Origin of the sequence: Proteiniborus sp. DW1, assembly GCF_900095305.1 — a bacterium.
Lineage (GTDB): Bacteria > Bacillota > Clostridia > Tissierellales > Proteiniboraceae > Proteiniborus.
The window spans coordinates 1-19,847 of the sequence record NZ_FMDO01000038.1 but is presented as its reverse complement, the minus strand read 5'-3'; the positions used below and the strand labels follow the sequence as shown (position 1 = coordinate 19,847).

At 32.5% G+C, this 19,847-nt stretch carries 23 protein-coding genes and 1 riboswitch; of the genes, 20 read left to right on the top strand and 3 right to left on the bottom strand.

Translation table 11 applies throughout. The annotated features are described in order from the left end of the window. Positions 1-17 precede the first annotated feature (17 nt). The 5 genes from rsgA (at position 18) to DW1_RS09605 (ending at position 3,267) form a co-directional block, all read left to right on the top strand. Entirely contained in the window at positions 18-893 is an 876-nt protein-coding gene (rsgA, locus tag DW1_RS09625; protein WP_074350410.1) for a ribosome small subunit-dependent GTPase A, read from the top strand. Positions 894-895: 2 nt separating this feature from the next. Further along, positions 896-1,543: a ribulose-phosphate 3-epimerase gene (rpe, locus tag DW1_RS09620; protein ID WP_200800502.1), complete on the top strand. Its 648-nt coding sequence runs from the start codon at positions 896-898 to the stop codon at positions 1,541-1,543. Positions 1,544-1,586: 43 nt separating this feature from the next. Then, a riboswitch (TPP riboswitch) is annotated at positions 1,587-1,689 on the top strand. Positions 1,690-1,774: 85 nt separating this feature from the next. After that, entirely contained in the window at positions 1,775-2,344 is a 570-nt protein-coding gene (thiT, locus tag DW1_RS09615) for an energy-coupled thiamine transporter ThiT (RefSeq protein WP_074350409.1), read from the top strand. Between the two features lie 13 nt (positions 2,345-2,357). Continuing rightward, positions 2,358-2,984: a thiamine diphosphokinase gene (locus DW1_RS09610; protein WP_074350408.1), complete on the top strand. Its 627-nt coding sequence runs from the start codon at positions 2,358-2,360 to the stop codon at positions 2,982-2,984. 94 nt (positions 2,985-3,078) lie between these two features. Continuing rightward, complete coding sequence (locus tag DW1_RS09605) at positions 3,079-3,267, top strand: hypothetical protein (protein WP_074350407.1); 189 nt, start codon at positions 3,079-3,081, stop codon at positions 3,265-3,267. 66 nt (positions 3,268-3,333) lie between these two features. Here DW1_RS09605 and rpmB read toward each other — a convergent pair whose 3' ends face one another. Then, positions 3,334-3,525 carry a 50S ribosomal protein L28 gene (gene rpmB / locus DW1_RS09600; RefSeq protein WP_074350406.1) on the bottom strand — a complete coding sequence of 64 codons (192 nt, stop codon included), beginning with the start codon at positions 3,523-3,525 and terminating at the stop codon, positions 3,334-3,336. Between the two features lie 230 nt (positions 3,526-3,755). Here rpmB and DW1_RS09595 point away from each other — a divergent pair, with 230 nt between their 5' ends. The 6 genes from DW1_RS09595 (at position 3,756) to DW1_RS09570 (ending at position 9,548) form a co-directional block, all read left to right on the top strand. Continuing rightward, complete coding sequence (locus DW1_RS09595) at positions 3,756-4,112, top strand: Asp23/Gls24 family envelope stress response protein (RefSeq protein ID WP_074350405.1); 357 nt, start codon at positions 3,756-3,758, stop codon at positions 4,110-4,112. A gap of 45 nt (positions 4,113-4,157) precedes the next feature. Next, the gene (locus DW1_RS09590) at positions 4,158-5,765 is read left to right on the top strand and encodes a DAK2 domain-containing protein (RefSeq protein ID WP_200800505.1); all 1,608 of its coding nucleotides are present in this window, start codon (positions 4,158-4,160) and stop codon (positions 5,763-5,765) included. A gap of 92 nt (positions 5,766-5,857) precedes the next feature. Further along, positions 5,858-7,930: an ATP-dependent DNA helicase RecG gene (gene recG, locus DW1_RS09585; RefSeq protein ID WP_347499719.1), complete on the top strand. Its 2,073-nt coding sequence runs from the start codon at positions 5,858-5,860 to the stop codon at positions 7,928-7,930. A gap of 131 nt (positions 7,931-8,061) precedes the next feature. Beyond that, on the top strand, positions 8,062-8,616 hold the full coding sequence (gene rsmD / locus DW1_RS09580; RefSeq protein WP_074350402.1) for a 16S rRNA (guanine(966)-N(2))-methyltransferase RsmD: 555 nt from the start codon (positions 8,062-8,064) through the stop codon (positions 8,614-8,616). Then, a complete protein-coding gene (gene coaD, locus DW1_RS09575) occupies positions 8,617-9,099 on the top strand; it encodes a pantetheine-phosphate adenylyltransferase (protein WP_074350401.1) in 483 nt (160 codons plus the stop codon). Positions 9,100-9,101: 2 nt separating this feature from the next. Beyond that, positions 9,102-9,548: a cell division FtsA domain-containing protein gene (locus DW1_RS09570; protein ID WP_074350400.1), complete on the top strand. Its 447-nt coding sequence runs from the start codon at positions 9,102-9,104 to the stop codon at positions 9,546-9,548. Positions 9,549-9,586: 38 nt separating this feature from the next. Here the strand turns inward: DW1_RS09570 and ylbJ are convergent, their stop codons facing one another. Together ylbJ and DW1_RS09560 are read right to left on the bottom strand one after the other, a co-directional pair. Beyond that, positions 9,587-10,894 carry a sporulation integral membrane protein YlbJ gene (gene ylbJ, locus DW1_RS09565; protein WP_083605615.1) on the bottom strand — a complete coding sequence of 436 codons (1,308 nt, stop codon included), beginning with the start codon at positions 10,892-10,894 and terminating at the stop codon, positions 9,587-9,589. Between the two features lie 110 nt (positions 10,895-11,004). After that, positions 11,005-12,261, bottom strand: coding sequence for a nucleotidyltransferase (locus DW1_RS09560; protein ID WP_074350399.1), 1,257 nt, complete (start codon positions 12,259-12,261; stop codon positions 11,005-11,007). A gap of 177 nt (positions 12,262-12,438) precedes the next feature. On the opposite strand from DW1_RS09560, the gene DW1_RS09555 reads away from it, so the two are divergent. From DW1_RS09555 to fabG, 9 genes are all read left to right on the top strand, one after another. Beyond that, positions 12,439-13,635, top strand: a complete 1,197-nt coding sequence (locus DW1_RS09555) for an acetate/propionate family kinase (protein WP_074350398.1) — start codon at positions 12,439-12,441, stop codon at positions 13,633-13,635. A 113-nt stretch (positions 13,636-13,748) separates the two neighbouring features. Next, on the top strand, positions 13,749-14,252 hold the full coding sequence (locus DW1_RS09550; protein ID WP_074350397.1) for a YceD family protein: 504 nt from the start codon (positions 13,749-13,751) through the stop codon (positions 14,250-14,252). Between the two features lie 19 nt (positions 14,253-14,271). Next, complete coding sequence (gene rpmF, locus DW1_RS09545; RefSeq protein WP_074350396.1) at positions 14,272-14,451, top strand: 50S ribosomal protein L32; 180 nt, start codon at positions 14,272-14,274, stop codon at positions 14,449-14,451. 134 nt (positions 14,452-14,585) lie between these two features. Beyond that, positions 14,586-15,167 carry a transcription factor FapR gene (gene fapR, locus DW1_RS09540; RefSeq protein ID WP_074350395.1) on the top strand — a complete coding sequence of 194 codons (582 nt, stop codon included), beginning with the start codon at positions 14,586-14,588 and terminating at the stop codon, positions 15,165-15,167. A gap of 1 nt (position 15,168) precedes the next feature. Beyond that, a complete protein-coding gene (gene plsX / locus DW1_RS09535) occupies positions 15,169-16,188 on the top strand; it encodes a phosphate acyltransferase PlsX (RefSeq protein ID WP_074350394.1) in 1,020 nt (339 codons plus the stop codon). Then, positions 16,166-17,182, top strand: coding sequence for a beta-ketoacyl-ACP synthase III (locus tag DW1_RS09530; protein WP_074350393.1), 1,017 nt, complete (start codon positions 16,166-16,168; stop codon positions 17,180-17,182). Before plsX ends, DW1_RS09530 begins: the two co-directional genes overlap by 23 nt. A gap of 1 nt (position 17,183) precedes the next feature. Beyond that, positions 17,184-18,122 (top strand): enoyl-[acyl-carrier-protein] reductase FabK, encoded by a 939-nt coding sequence (gene fabK, locus DW1_RS09525; RefSeq protein WP_074350392.1) that lies wholly within the window; start codon positions 17,184-17,186, stop codon positions 18,120-18,122. Between the two features lie 10 nt (positions 18,123-18,132). After that, positions 18,133-19,080 carry an ACP S-malonyltransferase gene (fabD, locus tag DW1_RS09520; protein ID WP_074350391.1) on the top strand — a complete coding sequence of 316 codons (948 nt, stop codon included), beginning with the start codon at positions 18,133-18,135 and terminating at the stop codon, positions 19,078-19,080. A gap of 11 nt (positions 19,081-19,091) precedes the next feature. Beyond that, complete coding sequence (gene fabG, locus DW1_RS09515; RefSeq protein ID WP_074350390.1) at positions 19,092-19,835, top strand: 3-oxoacyl-[acyl-carrier-protein] reductase; 744 nt, start codon at positions 19,092-19,094, stop codon at positions 19,833-19,835. Positions 19,836-19,847 lie beyond the last annotated feature (12 nt).

Here is a 19,847-nt window from a genome sequence, read left to right as displayed (position 1 = left end):
TAAAGGAGAACTGATTTATGCTAGAAGGAATTATTATTAAAGGCATAGGCGGTTTTTATTACGTAAAAGTAGAGAATAAAGTCTATGAGTGTAGAGCTAGGGGGCTTTTTAGAAAGAATAAAACCATTCCTCTTACTGGAGATAGAGTTTTAATTAGAGTTAACGAAGAGGACAATACAGGCTATGTAGAACAAATATTAGATAGAATTACTGAACTAAAAAGACCTCCAGTTTCAAATGTAAATCAAGCTATAATAGTGTTTGCTGCGCAAAAACCAGAGCCTAATTTATGGCTTCTAGATAGATTTTTGCTTCTAGCATCATATCAGGAACTAGATGTGATAATATGCATAAATAAATATGATTTGGATACCGATGGAAAAGCAGATGAGATTTATAATATTTATCATAATGCAGGGTATAAAATAGTGAAAACTAGCTGTGAAACTAAGCAAGGTATCGATGAAATAAAGGATTTACTTAAAGATAAAATAACTGTATTTGCAGGACCATCTGGAGTAGGTAAATCTACACTATTAAACAACATCCAATCAAACTTAAAGCTGCAAACTGGCGATATTAGTCACAAGACTAGTAGAGGAAAACACACTACAAGACATGTTGAGCTTATAGAGTTAGATTTAGGTGGTTGGGTTGTAGATACTCCTGGATTTAGCACTTTAGATATTGATTTCTTAAATGAAAAAGAGCTTCAGTATTATTTTATTGAAATATTCGACAAAAGCAATTCCTGCAGGTTTTCAGGGTGCTCACATCATAAAGAGCCTGGTTGTGCAGTGAAAGAAGCAGTAGACAATGGTGAGATAAGTAAATTAAGATATGAGAATTACTTAAGTATGCTACAGGAAATAAAAGATATTAGGAGGTACTAACTATGATTAAAATAGCTCCTTCTATTTTATCAGCAGATTTTAGTAAATTAGAAGAACAAATTAAATTAGTTGAAGAAGGCGGAGCAGATTTTATTCACCTTGATGTGATGGATGGTCATTTTGTACCCAATATTACATTTGGTGCACCAGTAATAAAAATGCTTAGAAAGGTTACTAAAGTGCCTTTTGATGTGCATTTGATGATAGAAAAACCTGATCAGTATATAAAAGACTTTGTAGATGCAGGTGCAGACATAATTACTGTTCATCAAGAAGCTTGTGTTCATCTTCATAGAACAGTACAATATATAAAGAGTTTTGGAATAAAAGCTGGGGTTGCTTTAAATCCATCTACTTCACTTGAAAGTATTAGATATATTCTTGATGAAATAGACATGGTACTGATAATGACTGTTAATCCTGGATTTGGTGGCCAGTTTTTTATCAGTCAGATGAAAGATAAAATAATTGATTTAAAAAAAATGATAGAAGATAGTAAATTGAATATTGATATACAAGTTGATGGTGGAATCAAACTAGATAATATTAAAGAAATAGAATCATATGGAGCTAATATATTTGTTGCAGGTTCTGCAATATTCAATAGTGAAGATATAGTTAATATTACTAAGAAATTTAAAAGTATTTAGCTTTACAACGCTTACAATATTTGCTATAATGTAAGCGAACAGGAATAATCACTAGGGGAGCATTAATGCTGAGAGGAGGCAATTTAGCTTCGACCCTTAAACCTGATCTAGTTAATACTAGCGTAGGGAAGTGTTTATTTTATATTATCCATTACCTATATTTATGTAGTGGTAACTTAATAGACACAGTCCCTCCCTAGTCAATATTAAAAACATAAGGGAGGTTTTTTTATGATTTTAGTTGCAAAAAAAGAAAAGGTAAGATTTATGGCCGAGGGTGGTATCATGATAGCTCTAGCTACCATACTTAGTATGTTTAAAATTTATGAAGCACCCTTTGGAGGCTCAGTAACAGCAGGTAGTATGATACCCATAATACTTATAGGCATAAGATGGGGGACTTTACCAGGTCTTTTAGTAGGAGTAGTATATGGATTACTACAAGCAGTTTTAGAACCTTATATTGTTCATCCAATTCAATTTCTTTTAGATTACCCTATAGCTTTTGGATTACTAGGGCTAAGTGGATTTTATAAGAATATAAAGAGCATAAAGATAGGTAGCAAAACCTTAGAATATGTTGGAGTAATATTGGGAATTTTCATAGCCATACTCGGAAGATTTATTAGTCATGTGTTAGCAGGAGTTGTATTCTTTTCAGAAAATGCTGGAGATATTAACTCATGGTTATATTCTTTGGGTTATAATGGAAGCTATTTAGCATTAGAATTAATAATATCAGTTATAATTATTATCCTGCTATGGAAACCTATAAAAACCTATAATAAAGAGATTAGATAAAGAGAGTGATTAAATGAAGGTGCTAATAGTATCAAATGGGGATTTAAAAGATATTGATTTAGCTAAGTATTATCATGATGCAGACATGGTTATTTGTGCAGATGGAGGAGCCAGACACTTATATAATGAAGATCTAATGCCAGATATCATTGTAGGAGATTTGGATTCAATTGATAATAAAACATTTGAGGATTTTCAGGAGCAAGGAGTGCAATTTATTAAGTATCCAAGTCATAAGGATAAAACAGATACAGAATTAGCTATAGAGTATGCAATAGATTATGGTGCAAATGATATTGTGTTTCTTGGTGTTACAGGGAGCCGTTTAGACCACTCCCTGGCAAATATTCTAATTTTATATAGACTAGCTAACCAAAATATCAATGCAAGCATTATTGATAGCCATAATGAAGTATTTATTACAAAAGACATGTTTAAGATAGATAATAAACCTGACCATTTTGTTTCAGTGATACCTTTGACTGATTCAAAGGTTACGTTAAAAGGCTTTAAATACGATACTCATTCAGTAGACTTTAAACTTGGTACTACATTAGGAGTAAGTAATGAGGTTAAGGATAAGGAAGCTTTAATAAAAGTTGAATCGGGAATTTGTCTTGTTATAAGATCAAGGGATTAACAAGGAGAGAGCCAGCAATGCTGGCTCTTTTTGTAACACTTCATTTAGAAATTGAATAATATATAATACTAGTAGCCTTATAAGGGGTGTCTATATGAGAAGATATAGAAGATATAGTTTTAAGAAGCATTTTATTGATGGTAGTATAAAAAAATTATTAGGAATGGTTTTGGGTATTTTAGGAGTTATTATAATAATACAAGTAGTACCTATAAAAGCATGGATATTTGCATTGGGCTTACTTTTTATTTGTTTAGGTTGGTTTCTATATAAAATTAATTAGATATGAATATTTGAAAATAGAGATACAAAAAATCAGACAGGCTTCCATTGCACTGGAAGCCATCTATTATAATGCTCTTTCAACATTACCTGATCTGATACATCTTGTACATACGTAAATTCTCTTTGGAGTTCCATTAACCATAGCTCTTATTCTACGTACATTTGGAGACCAAGTTCTATTACTTTTCTTATTTGAGAAAGTTACTAAGTGACCTGACACTTTTCCCTTACCACATACCTCGCAGAACCTTGCCATAAAAACACCTCCTTAAACCTCTAGGTTTGCTAATAAATCCTTGTTTACTATACATTCTAAAATCAACATATACTATTGTATCATACCCTAGGTATTTTTTGCAATATAAAGATATTTTTATCCCTATTTTAATTATTATTTATTCTTAAGTTGAAGATAATACAAATATAATGTAAAATAAGACTATAAAATCCTTTATCCACTTTTCAATTTAAAAAGGAGGACTGTAAATGGCAGGTAAATTGACCAATATATATGGCTCAATAAATATCGATGAAAGTGTTTTAGAGACCATTGCTGGATTAGCAGCTACAGAGAGTTATGGTCTTGTTGGAATGTCTAGTAGAAACGCTACTGATGGTTTAGTGGAGTTATTAAAAAAAGATCATGTAAAAAAAGGCGTGAAGGTATATACAGATGGTGATAAAGTTATTGTCGATCTATTTGTGGTAGTTCAGTTTGGTACAAAGATTTCTGTGGTTGCAGACAACATCATAGATAAAGTAAAATACAATATCGAAAGTATGACTGGTTTAAAAGTCCAAAAAGTAAATATAAATGTACAGGGAGTAAGAGTACAAAAGTAGGCTAAGGAGGTACTAATATTGAAAATTCAATATATAGATGGAAATATGCTCAAAAAACTATTTTTTGGAGCTGCTAACTGTCTTGAAAATAATAAAGAAGCTGTCAATGCATTAAATGTCTTTCCTGTTCCTGACGGAGATACTGGTACAAATATGTCATTAACAATGCAATCAGCTATTAAGCAAATAAGAGCTTTAGAGACAGATGATATAGATAAGGTTGTAACTGCTGCTTCTAATGGTTCACTAATGGGAGCTAGAGGTAACTCTGGGGTGATATTATCCCAATTATTTAGAGGATTTGCTAAAGGATTAAAGGGAACTGATAGAATTGATACTTCTACAATTGCATTAGCATTTAAGCTTGGTTCTGATACTGCCTACAAAGCGGTCATGAAGCCTATAGAAGGGACTATATTGACAGTCGCTAGAGAGTGTGCTGAAATGGCTATTGAAATATCAAAAAAGGAAACTGATGTTGTGGAATTTTTAAGAGCTGTAATCAGGCATGGAGAGACTACTCTAGATAGAACACCAGAAATGCTTCCTGTGCTTAAACAAGCTGGAGTTGTGGATGCAGGAGGAAAAGGGCTTGTTACAATTCTAGTAGGAGCATTAGAAGCTTTAACAGGCAAGGAAGAAGCATTAATGGATGAAATTACTAAGGATGATTATGATCACTCATTTGCAGAATCTGAAGGAGATATTACCTTTGCCTATTGTACAGAATTTATTATAAATGACTCAAAGGTAGATTTTGAGACATTTAGAGATGAGATAGTTGAATTAGGAGATTCCATGCTTGTAGTTGGTGGCGATAATATCATAAAGGTACATATTCATACAAATGAACCTGGAGTAGTAATACAGAAAGCACTACAGCATGGTGAACTTATAGATATTAAAATTGATAATATGAGATATCAGCATAGAAATAATATGGCTAATGATGATACTACCATAACAGCTATGGAAAACATAGAGCCATTAGAAAGAAAGAAATATAGCTTCATTACTGTTTCGATGGGTGAAGGACTATCCAGTGTATTTCACGATTTAAATGCTGACTATGTAATTACTGGCGGTCAAACCATGAATCCAAGTACAGAGGATATTCTTAATGCTATTGAAAAGGTAAGAGGAGATAATATTATTATATTACCTAATAATGGGAACATTGTTTTAGCAGCTACTCAAGCAAAAGAGCTTAGTAGTAAGAATGTAGAAGTACTACCGACAAAGACTATTCCACAAGGAATAGCTGCCTTAGTTACTTTTGATGAAGAGCTTGATATGGAAGAGAATATTGAAAATATGAAAAATACAATAGCATCAGTAAAAACTGGTCAAGTTACTTTCTCAGTCAGAGACACAATTATGGAAGAAAAAGAAATTAAGAAAGATGATATAATGGGAATATATGATGGAAAAATTGAGGTAATTGGTAATAACGTCCAAGATGTGGCTTTTGAACTGGTAAAAACTATGGTGACTGATGATGATGGGTTAATTACTTTATTTTATGGAAATGACTTATCTGAGGATGATGCAGCAGAACTAGTAAATAGAATAGAAGAAGAGTATGAGGATTTAGATGTTGAAGTAGTCTTTGGAGGACAGCCTTTATACTATTATTTGATTTCGGTTGAATAACTAAATAGTATTATAAGAAGACAAGAATTCCAGGCAATAGTCTTTGGATTATTGTCTTTTTTTTTATATAATATATTTAATAAAGCATAGAGGTGGGTAATTTGAATAAATTAGAGAATAGTGTTCAATATCTTAAGGGCGTTGGTCCTAAGAAGGCTAAACTATTAAATAAAATAGGTATCAAAACCATTGAAGACCTTATGTACTATTTTCCTAGGTCTTATGAAGATAGAAGAACCTTAAAGAAAGTATCAACTTTAGAGAATGGTGAAAAAGCAAGCTTAAGAGTTATAGTTTGTGGTGTTCCGAGAAAATATAAACCTAGAAGAAATATGAGAATAACTAAAATACCAGCAAAGGACGAAACGGGAGTATTATATTTAACTTGGTTTAACCAGGACTACATAATAAACAGTATCAATATAGGAGACATTATTAGTGTAAATGGAAGAGTAAAGAAAATAGGAAATCAAATTGAGATGCAGAATCCAATATATGAAAAGTATAATGAAACTAGTAAAAAAACAGGTAGAATAATCCCTATTTACCAGTTAACTGAAAAACTATCTAATAATGAGCTCACAAAGATAATAGAGCAGGCTCTGGAAACCTATACAGATTATACTGTGGATATAATTCCTAAAAGTATAATTGATGAGTTGGAATTATGTTCGTTTAGTGAAGCTATTAAAAATATACATTTTCCTAAGGACAGGATCTCATATAAGAAAGCAAAGGAAAGATTAGTTTTTGAGGAATTATTATTATTACAATTGGGCCTACTCATAATGAAAAAAAAGAACATTCAAAATAATGAGGGAATTATGTTTTCTAAAAATGATGAAACGCACAAACTTATAGAATTACTCCCCTATAAACTAACATCTGCTCAGGTTAGAGTTTTTAAAGAAATTGCTAGGGATATGGAATCACCTAAGCAAATGAACCGTTTAGTACAAGGTGATGTTGGTTCAGGTAAGACTATCATAGCTGTATTATCAATGCTAAAGGCATATAATTCGGGCTATCAGTCTGTGATGATGGCACCTACTGAAATACTAGCAGCTCAGCATTATGAGAATGTAAAGTCTTTACTTGATAAGTTTAATATTAATTGTCAACTATTAACTAGCAATATAACTGGTAAAAAGAAAATGGAGATTTTAAGAGGAATCGAAAATGGAGAAATTGACATAGTTATAGGTACCCATGCTGTATTACAGGAAAAAGTTAGTTTTCATAAGCTGGGGTTAGCTATTACTGATGAGCAGCATAGGTTTGGAGTTAGACAAAGAGCTACATTATCCTTGAAGGGTACAAACCCAGATATACTTGTAATGACAGCTACACCTATACCTAGAACTTTGGCATTAATATTATATGGAGATTTAGAAGTATCAATAATTGATGAACTTCCAGCCGGAAGAAAAAAAATAAAGACCTATGTAGTTAATAGTCAGATGAAGGACAGAGTTTATTCATTTATACGAGAACAGATAAATAAGGGGAGGCAGGCATATATCGTATGTCCGCTAGTTGAAGAATCAGATAGTATTAATGCTCAGTCAGCAAATGAGCTATATGAAATATTGAAAAGCAATGAATTTAGAAACTTAAGTCTAGGACTATTACATGGTCAGATGAAGGCAGGAGAGAAAGACAGCATAATGTCAAAGTTTAAAAATGGAGAAATTGACATCCTAGTGTCTACTACTGTAATTGAAGTTGGAGTAAATGTTCCTAATGCTAATATTATGCTCATAGAGAATGCAGAAAGATTTGGCTTAGCTCAACTACATCAACTAAGGGGGAGAGTTGGAAGAGGCAATTATCAATCATATTGTATATTAGTAAATGAAAGTAAAAGCAAGATTTCAAAAGAAAGAATGCATATAATGGAGAAAACCAATGATGGATTTGTAATAGCCGAAAAAGACCTGCAAATAAGAGGTCCAGGTGATTTTTTTGGAACTAGGCAACATGGGCTTCCTGAATTGAAAATAGCTAATTTATTTTCGGATATCAATACTTTAAAAATTGCACAGTCAATTGCCTTTAGAATATTGGAAGAAGATCCAAGTCTAGCAAGAGATGAAAATAAAATGATGAGAGAAAGAATATTAAAGTTATTTAACAAAGAATCTCAGTTAATATCATTTAATTAAATAGTTGGAAAATGTAGTGAATTGTAAGGAGCTTGTAGCAATGTTTGAGTTTTTTCCAATAATAATAATAAATTATTTAGAATTTAGTGTTTTTGTGATAAAATATTATTTAATATAAGGAGGAATATTTTTTGCGTGTTATTACAGGGAAATCAAAAGGTCGCAAATTGATTGCCCCTAAAGGGCTACATACGCGCCCTACAACGGATAATGTAAAAGAAGCTATTTTTAATATATTAGGCGAAATTAAAAGTGATAGTCAAGTTCTTGATCTCTATGCAGGCTCTGGAAGTATAGGTATAGAGTTTTTAAGTAGGGGAGCCAGTAGATGCTATTTTATTGATAATGATATTAACAGTATTAAGTCAATAAAGGAGAATTTGGAGAGGACAAGACTTGCTGATCAAGCTTTTGTATATAAAAATACTGCCGAAAAGGCAATTAAAACATTGAGTTCGAGGGGTATTATTTTTGATTATATTTTTCTAGATCCTCCCTATGAAAAAGAAATATTAATACCTGTACTTGAGAATATAAGTATTAATAACATTCTTAATTGTAATGGGATTATAATTGCTGAGCATGAAGATAAAATTACTCTACCAGAAAGTATTAATACTTTAGTAAAGAAAGATTCAAGAACTTATGGAGGAACTAAAATATCTTTTTACACCATGGGAGGTTAAATGATGAAGGTAGTTTATCCAGGGACTTTTGATCCAGTCACTAATGGACATTTAGACATTATTGAAAGATGTTCAAAGAAGTTTGATAAGATAATAGTTTTAGTTTTAAATAATCCCTCAAAGAAACATATGTTTAGTGTAGAAGAAAGAATTAATTTATTAAAAGACGTTACACATGAGTTAGGGAATGTGGAAATTGCTTCATTTACAGGGTTGCTAGTAGATTATATGAAGGAAAATCAGGTAGAGTTAATTGTAAGAGGGTTAAGAGCTGTTTCAGACTTCGAATATGAAATGCAGATGGCTTTAATGAATAATAGACTATATGATAATGCAGAAACTTTGTTCTTGATAGCAAGGAATAAATACTCTTATTTAAGTTCGAGTATTGTCAAAGAGGTTGCAAGCTTTAATGGAAATATTAAAGGTTTAGTACCTGAAAAAGTAGAATTAGCAATAAAGGAAAAACTAAAGGGGGTATAAGAATGGATGTTTTAAAATTATTAGATGAGATAGAAGATATAATAGAGGGTAGTTCTACAATACCATTTGCAGGCAAAGTTTTAGTAGATAAAGATGATGTGCTAGATATCATCAAAGAAATAAGAATTAAGTTGCCGGACGAAATAAAACAAGCTGAATGGATTAAAGAAGAAAGACAGAGAATTTTAGCAGAGGCACAAAATGAAGCAGATACTATGGTTGAAGAAGTAAAATTACATATTGAAGAAATGGTAGAGCAACATGAAATTACAAAGCAAGCATATGAGAGAGCAGAGGAGATAACTTCAAAGGCACAGAGTAATGCTAAAGAAATGCGAATCGGCGCAAAAGAATATGCAGATGGGCTACTCAAAGAAGTAGAAATGAATTTGAGGAGTATTATTGAAACATTGCAAAAAAATAGACAAGAATTGAATAATTTTAAATAATAAAGGGTTCTTACTATAGAACCCTAACTTATTTTAGACTATTTGCTAGAAATAGATTTTATGTCATATAAAGCTCCAACAAAAAATGAAATGGCAATTATAACGATTATGATAGCAAATTCTAAACTAATTGAAAATCTTAAATTATTTAACCAGTCTCCAACTATGTTTTCACTTCTACTAATATCATTAGATAGAAATGACACTATAATTTTATTTTTAAAGAAAATCCTATATAGGACAAAGCAATATAAAGACGAAAATATAGCATGAAGTAATTTGGACAGCATATACAGCCTAGTATTAATATCAGTATTGCTTAATATACTGATGGCTTGACTGTGTATTGACAAACCACTCCATCCTATTAAAAAACTTACTGAGCATAGCTGCGCAACTATGCTTGCATTGCTAGCTTCAGAAAGCAATTTACATCCATTTGTCATTTCTAATAGTCCGCTGATTAATCCTTCCATAAGCTTAGGCTCTAAATTAATAGGAAATAAAAGATTTAATAGACTTGTAAGGAAATTAAAAATTCCTGTAATTCTTAGTATTTCAATAATCACAGAGTATATCATTATAAATCCCCCCACCATAACCATGGATTCAAGGGAGGATTTAATTGCATCGCCCATAAGCTTACTTATACTTCTTCCATCTTGTTTTCGAGCACAAACTAACTTTGACAGAGCAATTTTAAAGAAACTGATGTTTTTATTATGCTTGTTGTCAATCTTATTAACACTTTGTGTCCTTCCATAGTATTTAAAAAGTAGTCCTACAGTAATAGCACCTAAATAATGTGAAGATGCAAGTAAACTACCTATGGAAGAATTTTTGAACATTCCTACTGAAACTGCTCCAATCATGAACAGGGGTCCAGAGGTACTACAAAATGAAACAAGTCTTTGAGCTTCTATTTTGCCTATTAGGTTTTGTTGTCTTAGCTTGGAAACTAAAGAGACTCCCACTGGATATCCTGATGTCACACTCATAGCAAAAGCAAATGAGCCCTCACCTGATGTTCCAAATAAAGGATACATTATTGGTCTTAATAGAACTCCAATAAAGTCAACTACACCAAGTCCTATGAGTATTTCTGCGCCAATTAAAAACGGTAATAAAGAAGGTAAAACTACATTAGCCCAAGTCATCAATCCATTTAATGCAGCATCTATGGTGTTATTCGGGAACACTATTAAGCATGAAACTAAAAACATTGTTACTATGATTAGTAAATAAACTTTTACATTTTCAAACTTGTTTAATATTTTTTTATGTACTTTACTAAGTGCTAAGAAAACAATAATTGAAGTTAAAAATAATAATAGATAACTATGCATAATAGACCTCCTACTAATACATTATATTGAGGTCTTTTTAATATTATGTTAGCCACTTATCCTACATAACTGCTACTATTAGCAAATTAATTTAAAATTTTGCTAAGGCGTCAATTAGCTAGTTTAATGTAAGGTGACGTGGTATAGTCCAAGTTAACTTTTGATTTGTCTTTACTCAGGCCTAATTCATATATGTCCGTAGCTTTTTTATCTAATTCTATCATTTGACTTACAAGGGCATTATTTAGTTTAATATAATCAGCAAACTTTGTGATGATTGGTAATTTACTAGATTTTTTTGCCATCTTTAATATTTCAATACCCTTAGAGTTTGCTCCTAAGACTCTTATGTATTGAGGACCGATTGGAACAAGTTCATGTACTATTTCTTTATTTAAATTTAGTAATAAATGAGTAAAAATCCTTTTTAATCGTGTCATTGTATATCGCTTAGTGTTTATACAATCTAATATGTCATAAATTGAACTATATTTTGTAGAACAATCTATAATTCTATTGTCTAATCCTTCATTTACATCTAAAATATTCTTCAAGCTATCAGAAGTACTGTTTCTAAGTAAATATAGTAGAATCGTAGAATAATTATCGAGATAATTAAAGCCTCTATATTCATTATAGAAGTCCTCTAGATACTTATAAGTTTTGCTAGGGACTACATGCTTAATATTCTCTATTGAAGTATTATTTATAAGCTGCTCTCGAATTGCAGTTGCACTGGATATAGTGCCAGTAAGAGATTTATCATGATAGTTAGAGTGCTTTCTTTTTAATGTATAAGGTTTAATGCTACTGTCGATTTTTTTTAATGATTTTAGGTATTCTATTGATAGAATATTATTTGGATTAGAAACAATGCTGTTTATAGTTGATGGATCAAAAAGGTTAGAACTTTCAATATATTTGGTAAGAGCATATTCTCTTGCTTTTGGATAAGAGTGTCCTTGACTTAATCCTATTTTCAAGCACTCTCTAAAAAGTTCGGGCTCATTATTTAATATTTCTGCAATGCAATCTAATTCCTTAATATTCCCTGACTCACTTCCAAAACAAACACTATCTATAATGCCAAGGCTATCAAGTATTTTTATAGCACCAAAAGCAAATATTTCTGCGCTTTGACATGCGTATATTACCGGGAGTTCAATAACTAAATCAACCCCATTATCTATAGCCATTTTTGCTCTAGTCCACTTATCAACTAATGCAGGTTCTCCTCTTTGCAAAAAATTTCCGCTCATAATCGCTACAGAGTACTCAGAATTAGTGATACTCTTAGATTTATTTAAATGATAAAGATGTCCATTGTGAAAGGGATTATATTCAGTAATAAGTCCTACTATTCTCATAAAAACCTCCAATATTTAAGGCACGAAGTCGTGTTTTTAAATGCTCATATATGTTATTATAGCATTAAAAGAGATTATTAATAAATTAAAATGGAAATAATCTTTATATAGTTGATTTTTTTGTCGTATTATAATATTATGGAAGTTGTGAATATGTAAACATATAGGAGGTATAAAATGAATATTTTAGTTATTAATTGTGGTAGTTCTTCATTAAAATATCAGTTAATAGACATGTCAAATGAATTTGTATTGGCAAAGGGTTTAGCTGAGAGAATAGGAATTGAAGGCTCTAGAATCAAACATAAACCAACTGGTAAAGAAGATGTGGTAATTGAAAAACCAATGGATAATCACAAAGTTGCATTAGAGATAGTTTTAGATGCAATAGTTGATCCAAATCATGGAGTTATAAAATCTATGGATGAAATAGTTGCAGTAGGACATAGAGTTGTTCATGGTGGAGAAAAATTTGCTGAATCTGTGGTAATTGATGACGATGTAATGAAAGCTATAGAGGAATGTGTAGAGCTAGCACCATTACATAATCCACCAAATATCATAGGGATAGAAGCTTGTAGAGAGCTTATGCCAAATACACCTATGGTAGCTGTGTTTGATACAGCTTTCCATCAAACTATGGAGTCTGATAACTATATATACCCTATACCTTACGAATTCTACGAGAAATATAAAATTAGAAGATATGGCTTCCATGGTACTTCTCATAAATATGTAGCTAATAGAGCTGCTGAATTACTAGGTAAAGACATTAAAGATTTGAATATAGTTACTTGTCACCTAGGAAATGGCTCTAGTATATGTGCAGTACAAGGTGGAAAATCTATGGATACAAGTATGGGTTTTACTCCTTTAGAAGGTTTAGCAATGGGAACTAGATCAGGAGATATTGACCCAGCAATTATTCCATTTATTATGGATAAAGAAAACATGACATTCGAACAAGTTAACGATATGCTAAATAAGAAATCTGGAGTATTAGGTATTTCAGGACTTAGCAGTGACTTTAGAGATTTAGAAATAGCAACTGAAGAAGGAAATGAAAGAGCTAAACTTGCATTAGATGTTTTCGTTAATAGAGTCAAAAAATATGTTGGTGCTTATGTAGCTACTATGTGTAGTATTGATGCATTAGTATTTACTGCAGGTATTGGTGAAAACTCAGGCTATATTAGAGAAAAGGTATGTGAAGGTTTAGAGTGTCTAGGTATTAAAATAGACCCAGAGTTAAATAATGTAAGAGGTAAAGAAGCACAACTTAATAGAGATTTAACTTCCACAGCAATATTTGTTATTCCTACTAATGAAGAACTAATGATAGCTAGAGACACTAAAATGTTAATATTAAAATAGGCAGGTTTTTCCTGCCTTTCTGTGCTATTATTTGATAATGCAACATTTATTCTTGACAAACTATCTATAACTTATATATAATAAAATTTGGCAATGTTTAAGAGGTGAACTTAATGAAGATAGATCTATCAAGGCTTATTGATAGAACAGTTTACGAAATTGACTTTGAACACTCCTTGGATCTGGTAAAAATACAGTCAACTTCAGGTGAGATTGTACTGGCTAATCCAGTGATAGTAAAGGGCAGTGTTTATAAGACAGATGATGACTTGTATCTTAATGCTAAGGTTTCATATGAATATTATGAAAACTGTGCACGATGTCTAAAAGAGTTTGTCAATAAAGCAGAGACTGTTTTATCAGGAAGACTTATGGAAACTTCTCAGTCATTAGATACAGATGATGAGCCTGTGTTCTATTATGATAATGACCATCTAGAAATAAAAGAACAAGTTTTAACCTCTATTTTATTGTCTTTACCTATGAAATCACTATGCAATGATAACTGCAGAGGATTATGCCTAGTCTGTGGAAAAGACTTGAATATAGAGGAATGTAGCTGTGATATTCAAGAAATTGATCCTCGCCTAGCTAAACTAAAGGATTTATTTGATTGATTTAAGGAGGTGTTTTTAAATGGCAGTACCAAAGCGTAAGACATCTAAAGCGAGAAGGGATAAAAGAAGAGCTTCAGCTCAAGTATTAACAAAGGCAACTGTAGTAGAATGCCCACAATGCCACGAGCCAAAGCTACCACATAGAGTATGTAAATCTTGTGGGTATTATAAAAACAAAGAAGTTGTATCTGTTGAATAATGTATAAAAAGAGATAGTGTATAAGATCACTATCTTTTTTTTTGCAAAAATATCCTTGATTTTTATATATTAACGATGTATACTTAATATTAGTATCAGGTACTAAATACAAGTATTAACTCGAGGTGAAGATTATGAGTATTGGAAAGCTTAGCAAAAAAGACAGACATAAAAAACTTATTGAAAAATTAAAAGGGGATCCTTTTCTAACTGATGAAGAGTTAATGCAAATGTTTAATGTAAGCATTCAAACTATAAGGCTAGATAGATTAGAGCTTGGGATACCTGAATTGAGAGAAAGAATAAAAAACGTAGCTGAGAAAAGTTACTCGAAGGTTAGGACAATTGGAGGGACTGAAATCGTAGGAGAGCTTGTAGATATTGACTTAGGCAAGAAAGGTATTTCAATACTTGAAACAGATGAGAGTATGGCCTTTTTAAAAACAAGTGTGGTGAGAGGACATAATATCTATGCTCAAGCTGAGTCTCTAGCTATTGCGGTAATAGACGCTGACGTTGCATTGACAGGGGTTGCAAATGTAAAATATAAGGATTTAGTTAAGGCGGGAGAAAAGCTTATTGCAAAGGCAGAAGTAATTAGAAAAAGAGGTAACAAATACTTTGTACATGTTTTTACTTATGTAGGACAGAAGCAAGTTTTTAGGGGAAAGTTCATTCTTGTTTCTATTGAACAGAATAATCGGGAGGAGATTTAATATGATAATAGCTGTAGATGCAATGGGTGGGGATCAAGGTTTATTAGCTACAGTAAAAGGTAGTATCGATGCAACAAATGAGCTGGGAGTCACAATAATTCTTATTGGAGATGAGGGAAAAATCAAAGAAGAATTATCAAAGTATGAGTATAAGAATGATAAAATACGGATTATTAATTCAGAGGAATTCATTACTAATGATGAAGAACCGGCCATGGCTATAAGGAGAAAAAAACAATCATCAATGGTAATTGGACTTAATCTTGTTAAGGATAAAGAAGCAGATGCCTTCGTATCTTCTGGAAGTACTGGTGCATTACTAACAGGAGGCATTCTAATTGTTAAGAGGATTAAGGGAGTGGACAGAGCAGCGCTTGCTATTCCTTATCCTACTAAGAAGGGAATATCACTATTATTAGATGCAGGGGCTAATACTGATTGTAAAGCAAAATATCTTCAGCAATTTGCAATAATGGGCTCAATATATGCAGAAAAAATATTAGATATTTCCAATCCAAAAGTTTCACTTGTTAATATTGGCATTGAAGAAGGGAAAGGAAACGAACTATCAAAAGAAGCTTATGAACTATTAAAAAATACTAATATAAATTTTAATGGGAACGTAGAAGCGAGGGATATTCCAGAAGGAAATACCGATGTAATAGTGTGTGATGGATTTGTAGGAAATGTTATATTGAAGCTAACTGAAGGTCTTGCTATGTCAATTTTCAGTATGTTAAAAGAAGAATTTATGAGTTCTTTTACTAGCAAAATAGGTGCTTTATTATTAAAGCCTGGCTTAAGGAAGTTTAAGAAAAGACTAGACTATACTGAATATGGAGGAGCGCCATTATTAGGTACTAAGGGGGTTGTAATAAAAGCCCATGGGAGCTCAGATTCAAAAGCCATTAAGAATGCAATTAAACAAGCTAAGGTATTTGTAGAAAATAAAGTAATTGAAAAAATAGAGGCTGAGGTAAACATTCTAGGAGGTAATTATGACACAGAAGAGAAGTTTTAAGAGTGTTGGAATAATTGGCACAGGAAGCTATGTTCCTGAAAAGGTACTAACTAATCTTGATTTAGAGAAAATGGTGGAAACTTCAGATGAATGGATAAGAACACGAACTGGAATAAAAGAAAGAAGAATTCTTGATAAAGAAAAGGGTTCATCATATATGGCAATTAAAGCAGCAGAAAAAGCCTTAGAAGCTGCAAAATTAGAACCAGAGGATATAGATTTAATTATTGTAGCAACTGTAACTCCAGATATGATGTTTCCTTCTACAGCTTGCTTAGTACAGGAAGGATTAAAATGTAAGAATGCTGCTGCATTTGACTTGGAAGCAGCTTGTTCAGGATTTTTGTATGGTCTTACTGTCGCATATTCATTTGTACGTTCCGGTGTATATAGCAACATTCTACTTATTGGCACTGAAGCTCTTTCTAGAATAACAGACTGGACCGATAGAAATACCTGTGTATTATTTGGAGATGGAGCAGGAGCTGCTGTAATCAGTGAAGTTCCAGAAGGTAGAGGAGTATTAGGCTTAGACCTAGGTGCAGATGGTGAAGGAAAGAATCTCTTAAAGCTTGCTGCTGGTGGTTCTCTAATGCCTGCCACAGAAGAAACCATTAGAAACAAACAACATTATATACACATGGAAGGTAACGAAGTGTTTAAATTTGCTGTGAGGAAAATGGAAGAGATATCCCTAAAAGTAGTTGAAAAAAGCAAGCTGGAGATATGTGATATTGATTATTTAGTGCCTCATCAAGCAAATATAAGAATTATAGAATCTGCTAGAAAAAAGCTTAGACTTGATGAAGACAAAGTTTATGTCAATTTAGAGAATTACGGAAACATGTCTTCTGCTTCCATACCGGTAGCTTTAGATGAAGCAGTGAGAAAAAATAAAATAAAAGATAACGATGTGGTTTTACTAATCGGATTTGGTGGAGGCCTTACTTGGGGAGCCATGGTGTTAAGGTGGTACAGTAAAGGAGGATTCTAAATTGATAAAAACAGAAATATGCGAATTGCTAAATATTGAATATCCAATTTTACAAGGTGGAATGGCTTGGGTAGCCACAGTCGAGTTAGCTGCTGCTGTATCTAATGCAGGTGGTTTAGGAATTATTGGATGTGGTGCTGCTCCTAAGAATGTAGTCAAAGAGGAAATAGCTAAAATCAGAAAACTTACTAATAAACCTTTTGGTGTAAATGTAATGCTATTATCCCCACATGTAGATGATATAATAGAGCTTTTATGCAAAGAGAGAGTACCAGTAATAACAACTGGAGCAGGAAATCCTGGTAAGTATATTAGTAAATTTAAAGAAATAGGGACTAAAGTAATACCGGTAGTTCCTTCAGTTGCGTTGGGAAAAAGAATGGAAAAAATCGGAGCTGATGCAATTATTGTAGAAGGTACTGAGGCAGGCGGTCATATCGGGGAGTTAACTACCATGTCATTAATACCCCAGGTGACAGATGAGGTCAATATACCTGTTATAGCAGCAGGTGGAATAGCAGATGGTAGAGGATTAGTTGCAGCTTTGGCATTAGGCGCTAAAGGAGTTCAAATAGGTACTAGATTTGTATGTACAGTTGAGTGCAGAGTACACGAAAACTACAAAAATGCAATTATTAAATCATCAGATAGAGATGCAATAGTTACCGGAAGAAGTACAGGTCATCCTGTTAGAGTATTAAGAAATAAACTTACAAAAAAACTTATTGAGCTAGAAAAACAGAATGCAGATATAGAAACTCTAGAGAAATTTGGGGTGGGTAGGTTAAGAAAAGCTGTAGTTGATGGAGATGTTGAAAATGGCTCTGTAATGGCAGGTCAAATAAGTGGATTAATAAAAGACATCAAAACATGTAAGGAAGTCATACAGGATATTATGGTAGAAGCTGAGAAAGTAAGAAGTAGTATACTTAGTATTTAGAGGTGATTAAATGGAGAAGATGGCTTTTCTATTTCCAGGTCAAGGTGCACAATATATAGGAATGGGCAAGGAAATTTCTGAAAAATATTCTGTTGCTAATAGAATATTTGAAACTTCTAGTGAAGCGCTTAAATTAGATATGAAAAAGCTATGTTTTGAGGGGCCAGATTCAGAATTGATGAAGACTGAGTTTACCCAGCCTGCTATTTTAACGACATCTATTGCGATACTAAGAGTTATAGAGGATTATGGATTATCAGCAGAAGTGTGTGCTGGACTAAGCCTCGGAGAATATTCAGCATTAGTGTATGGTGGAGCTTTAGACTTTGAAGATGCTGTAGTCTTAGTGAGAAAAAGAGGAAAGTATATGCAAGAGGCTGTCCCTTTAGGAAAGGGTACTATGGCTGCTATATTAGGCTTAGATAATATTAAAGTAGCAGAGATAATTAAAAAGGCTAGTGAAAAAGGAATTGTAGAAGGTGCTAATTATAATTGCCCCGGGCAAGTCGTTATTTCAGGAGAAATAGATGCAGTAAATGAGGCATGCAGCATTGCTAAGGATATGGGAGCTAAGAGAGCCGCAGTTCTATCTGTTAGCGCTCCATTTCATTGTAGTATGCTAAAAGGTGCAGGTCACAAAATAAAAGAAGAATTAAATAAAGTAGAAATCAATAAACTCGATAAAAAAGTTATTTCAAATGTTACTGGGAATTATATAAGTAATGAAAATGAAATTAAAGATTTATTGGTAAAACAGGTTTCCATGCCAGTTTTATGGGAACAATCTATAGAACGTATGGTGCATGATGGCGTAGATACATTTGTAGAAATTGGTCCTGGGAAAACACTAGTAGGATTTGCAAAGAAAATAGGTAAAAAGAACAAAAAGGAGTTGAACCTCTACAATATTGAAAATCTTGAGAACCTTGAAAATCTAATAAATATACTCAGGAATTAAGGGGTGGGAAAATGAATCTTAATGGAAAGGTAGCTTTAGTCACTGGTGGCTCTAGAGGGATTGGAAAAGCCGTAGCTTTAAAACTGGCTTCCCTTGGTGCTGACATAATTTTTTCATATACTAGCAGTGAGGAACAGTCAAAACAGGTGCAGGATACAATAGAAAGTATGGGAAGGCGAGCATTAGCTATAAGAGCAGATGTATCAAAAATGAATGATGTAGAGAAAATGATTCAAGATGGAATGAATTATTTCTCTAAAATTGACATATTAGTAAACAATGCAGGAATCACAAAAGATAATCTATTAATGAGAATGTCAGAGGACGAATGGGATAACGTTATAGATGTAAATCTAAAAGGAGTCTTTAATGTTACCAAATGTTTAATTAGAAATATGATTAAACAAAAAGACTGCAGTATTATTAATATAGCATCTATTGTAGGAGTTTCAGGGAATGCTGGCCAATGTAATTATTCTGCGTCAAAAGCAGGTGTTATTGGCTTTACTAAGTCACTAGCTAAGGAAGTAGGTAAGAAGAATATTAGAGTAAATGCAATAGCTCCAGGTTTCATATCTACTGATATGACAGATAAGCTTCCTGAAAAGATTATAGACCAATACTTGGAAAAGATAACATTACAAAGATTAGGAGAACCTGATGATATAGCTAACGCTGTAGCTTTTCTTGCTAGTGATATGTCAAAATATATTACAGGGCAGGTTATTGTTGTTGATGGAGGTATACTAATTTAATATAATATATCT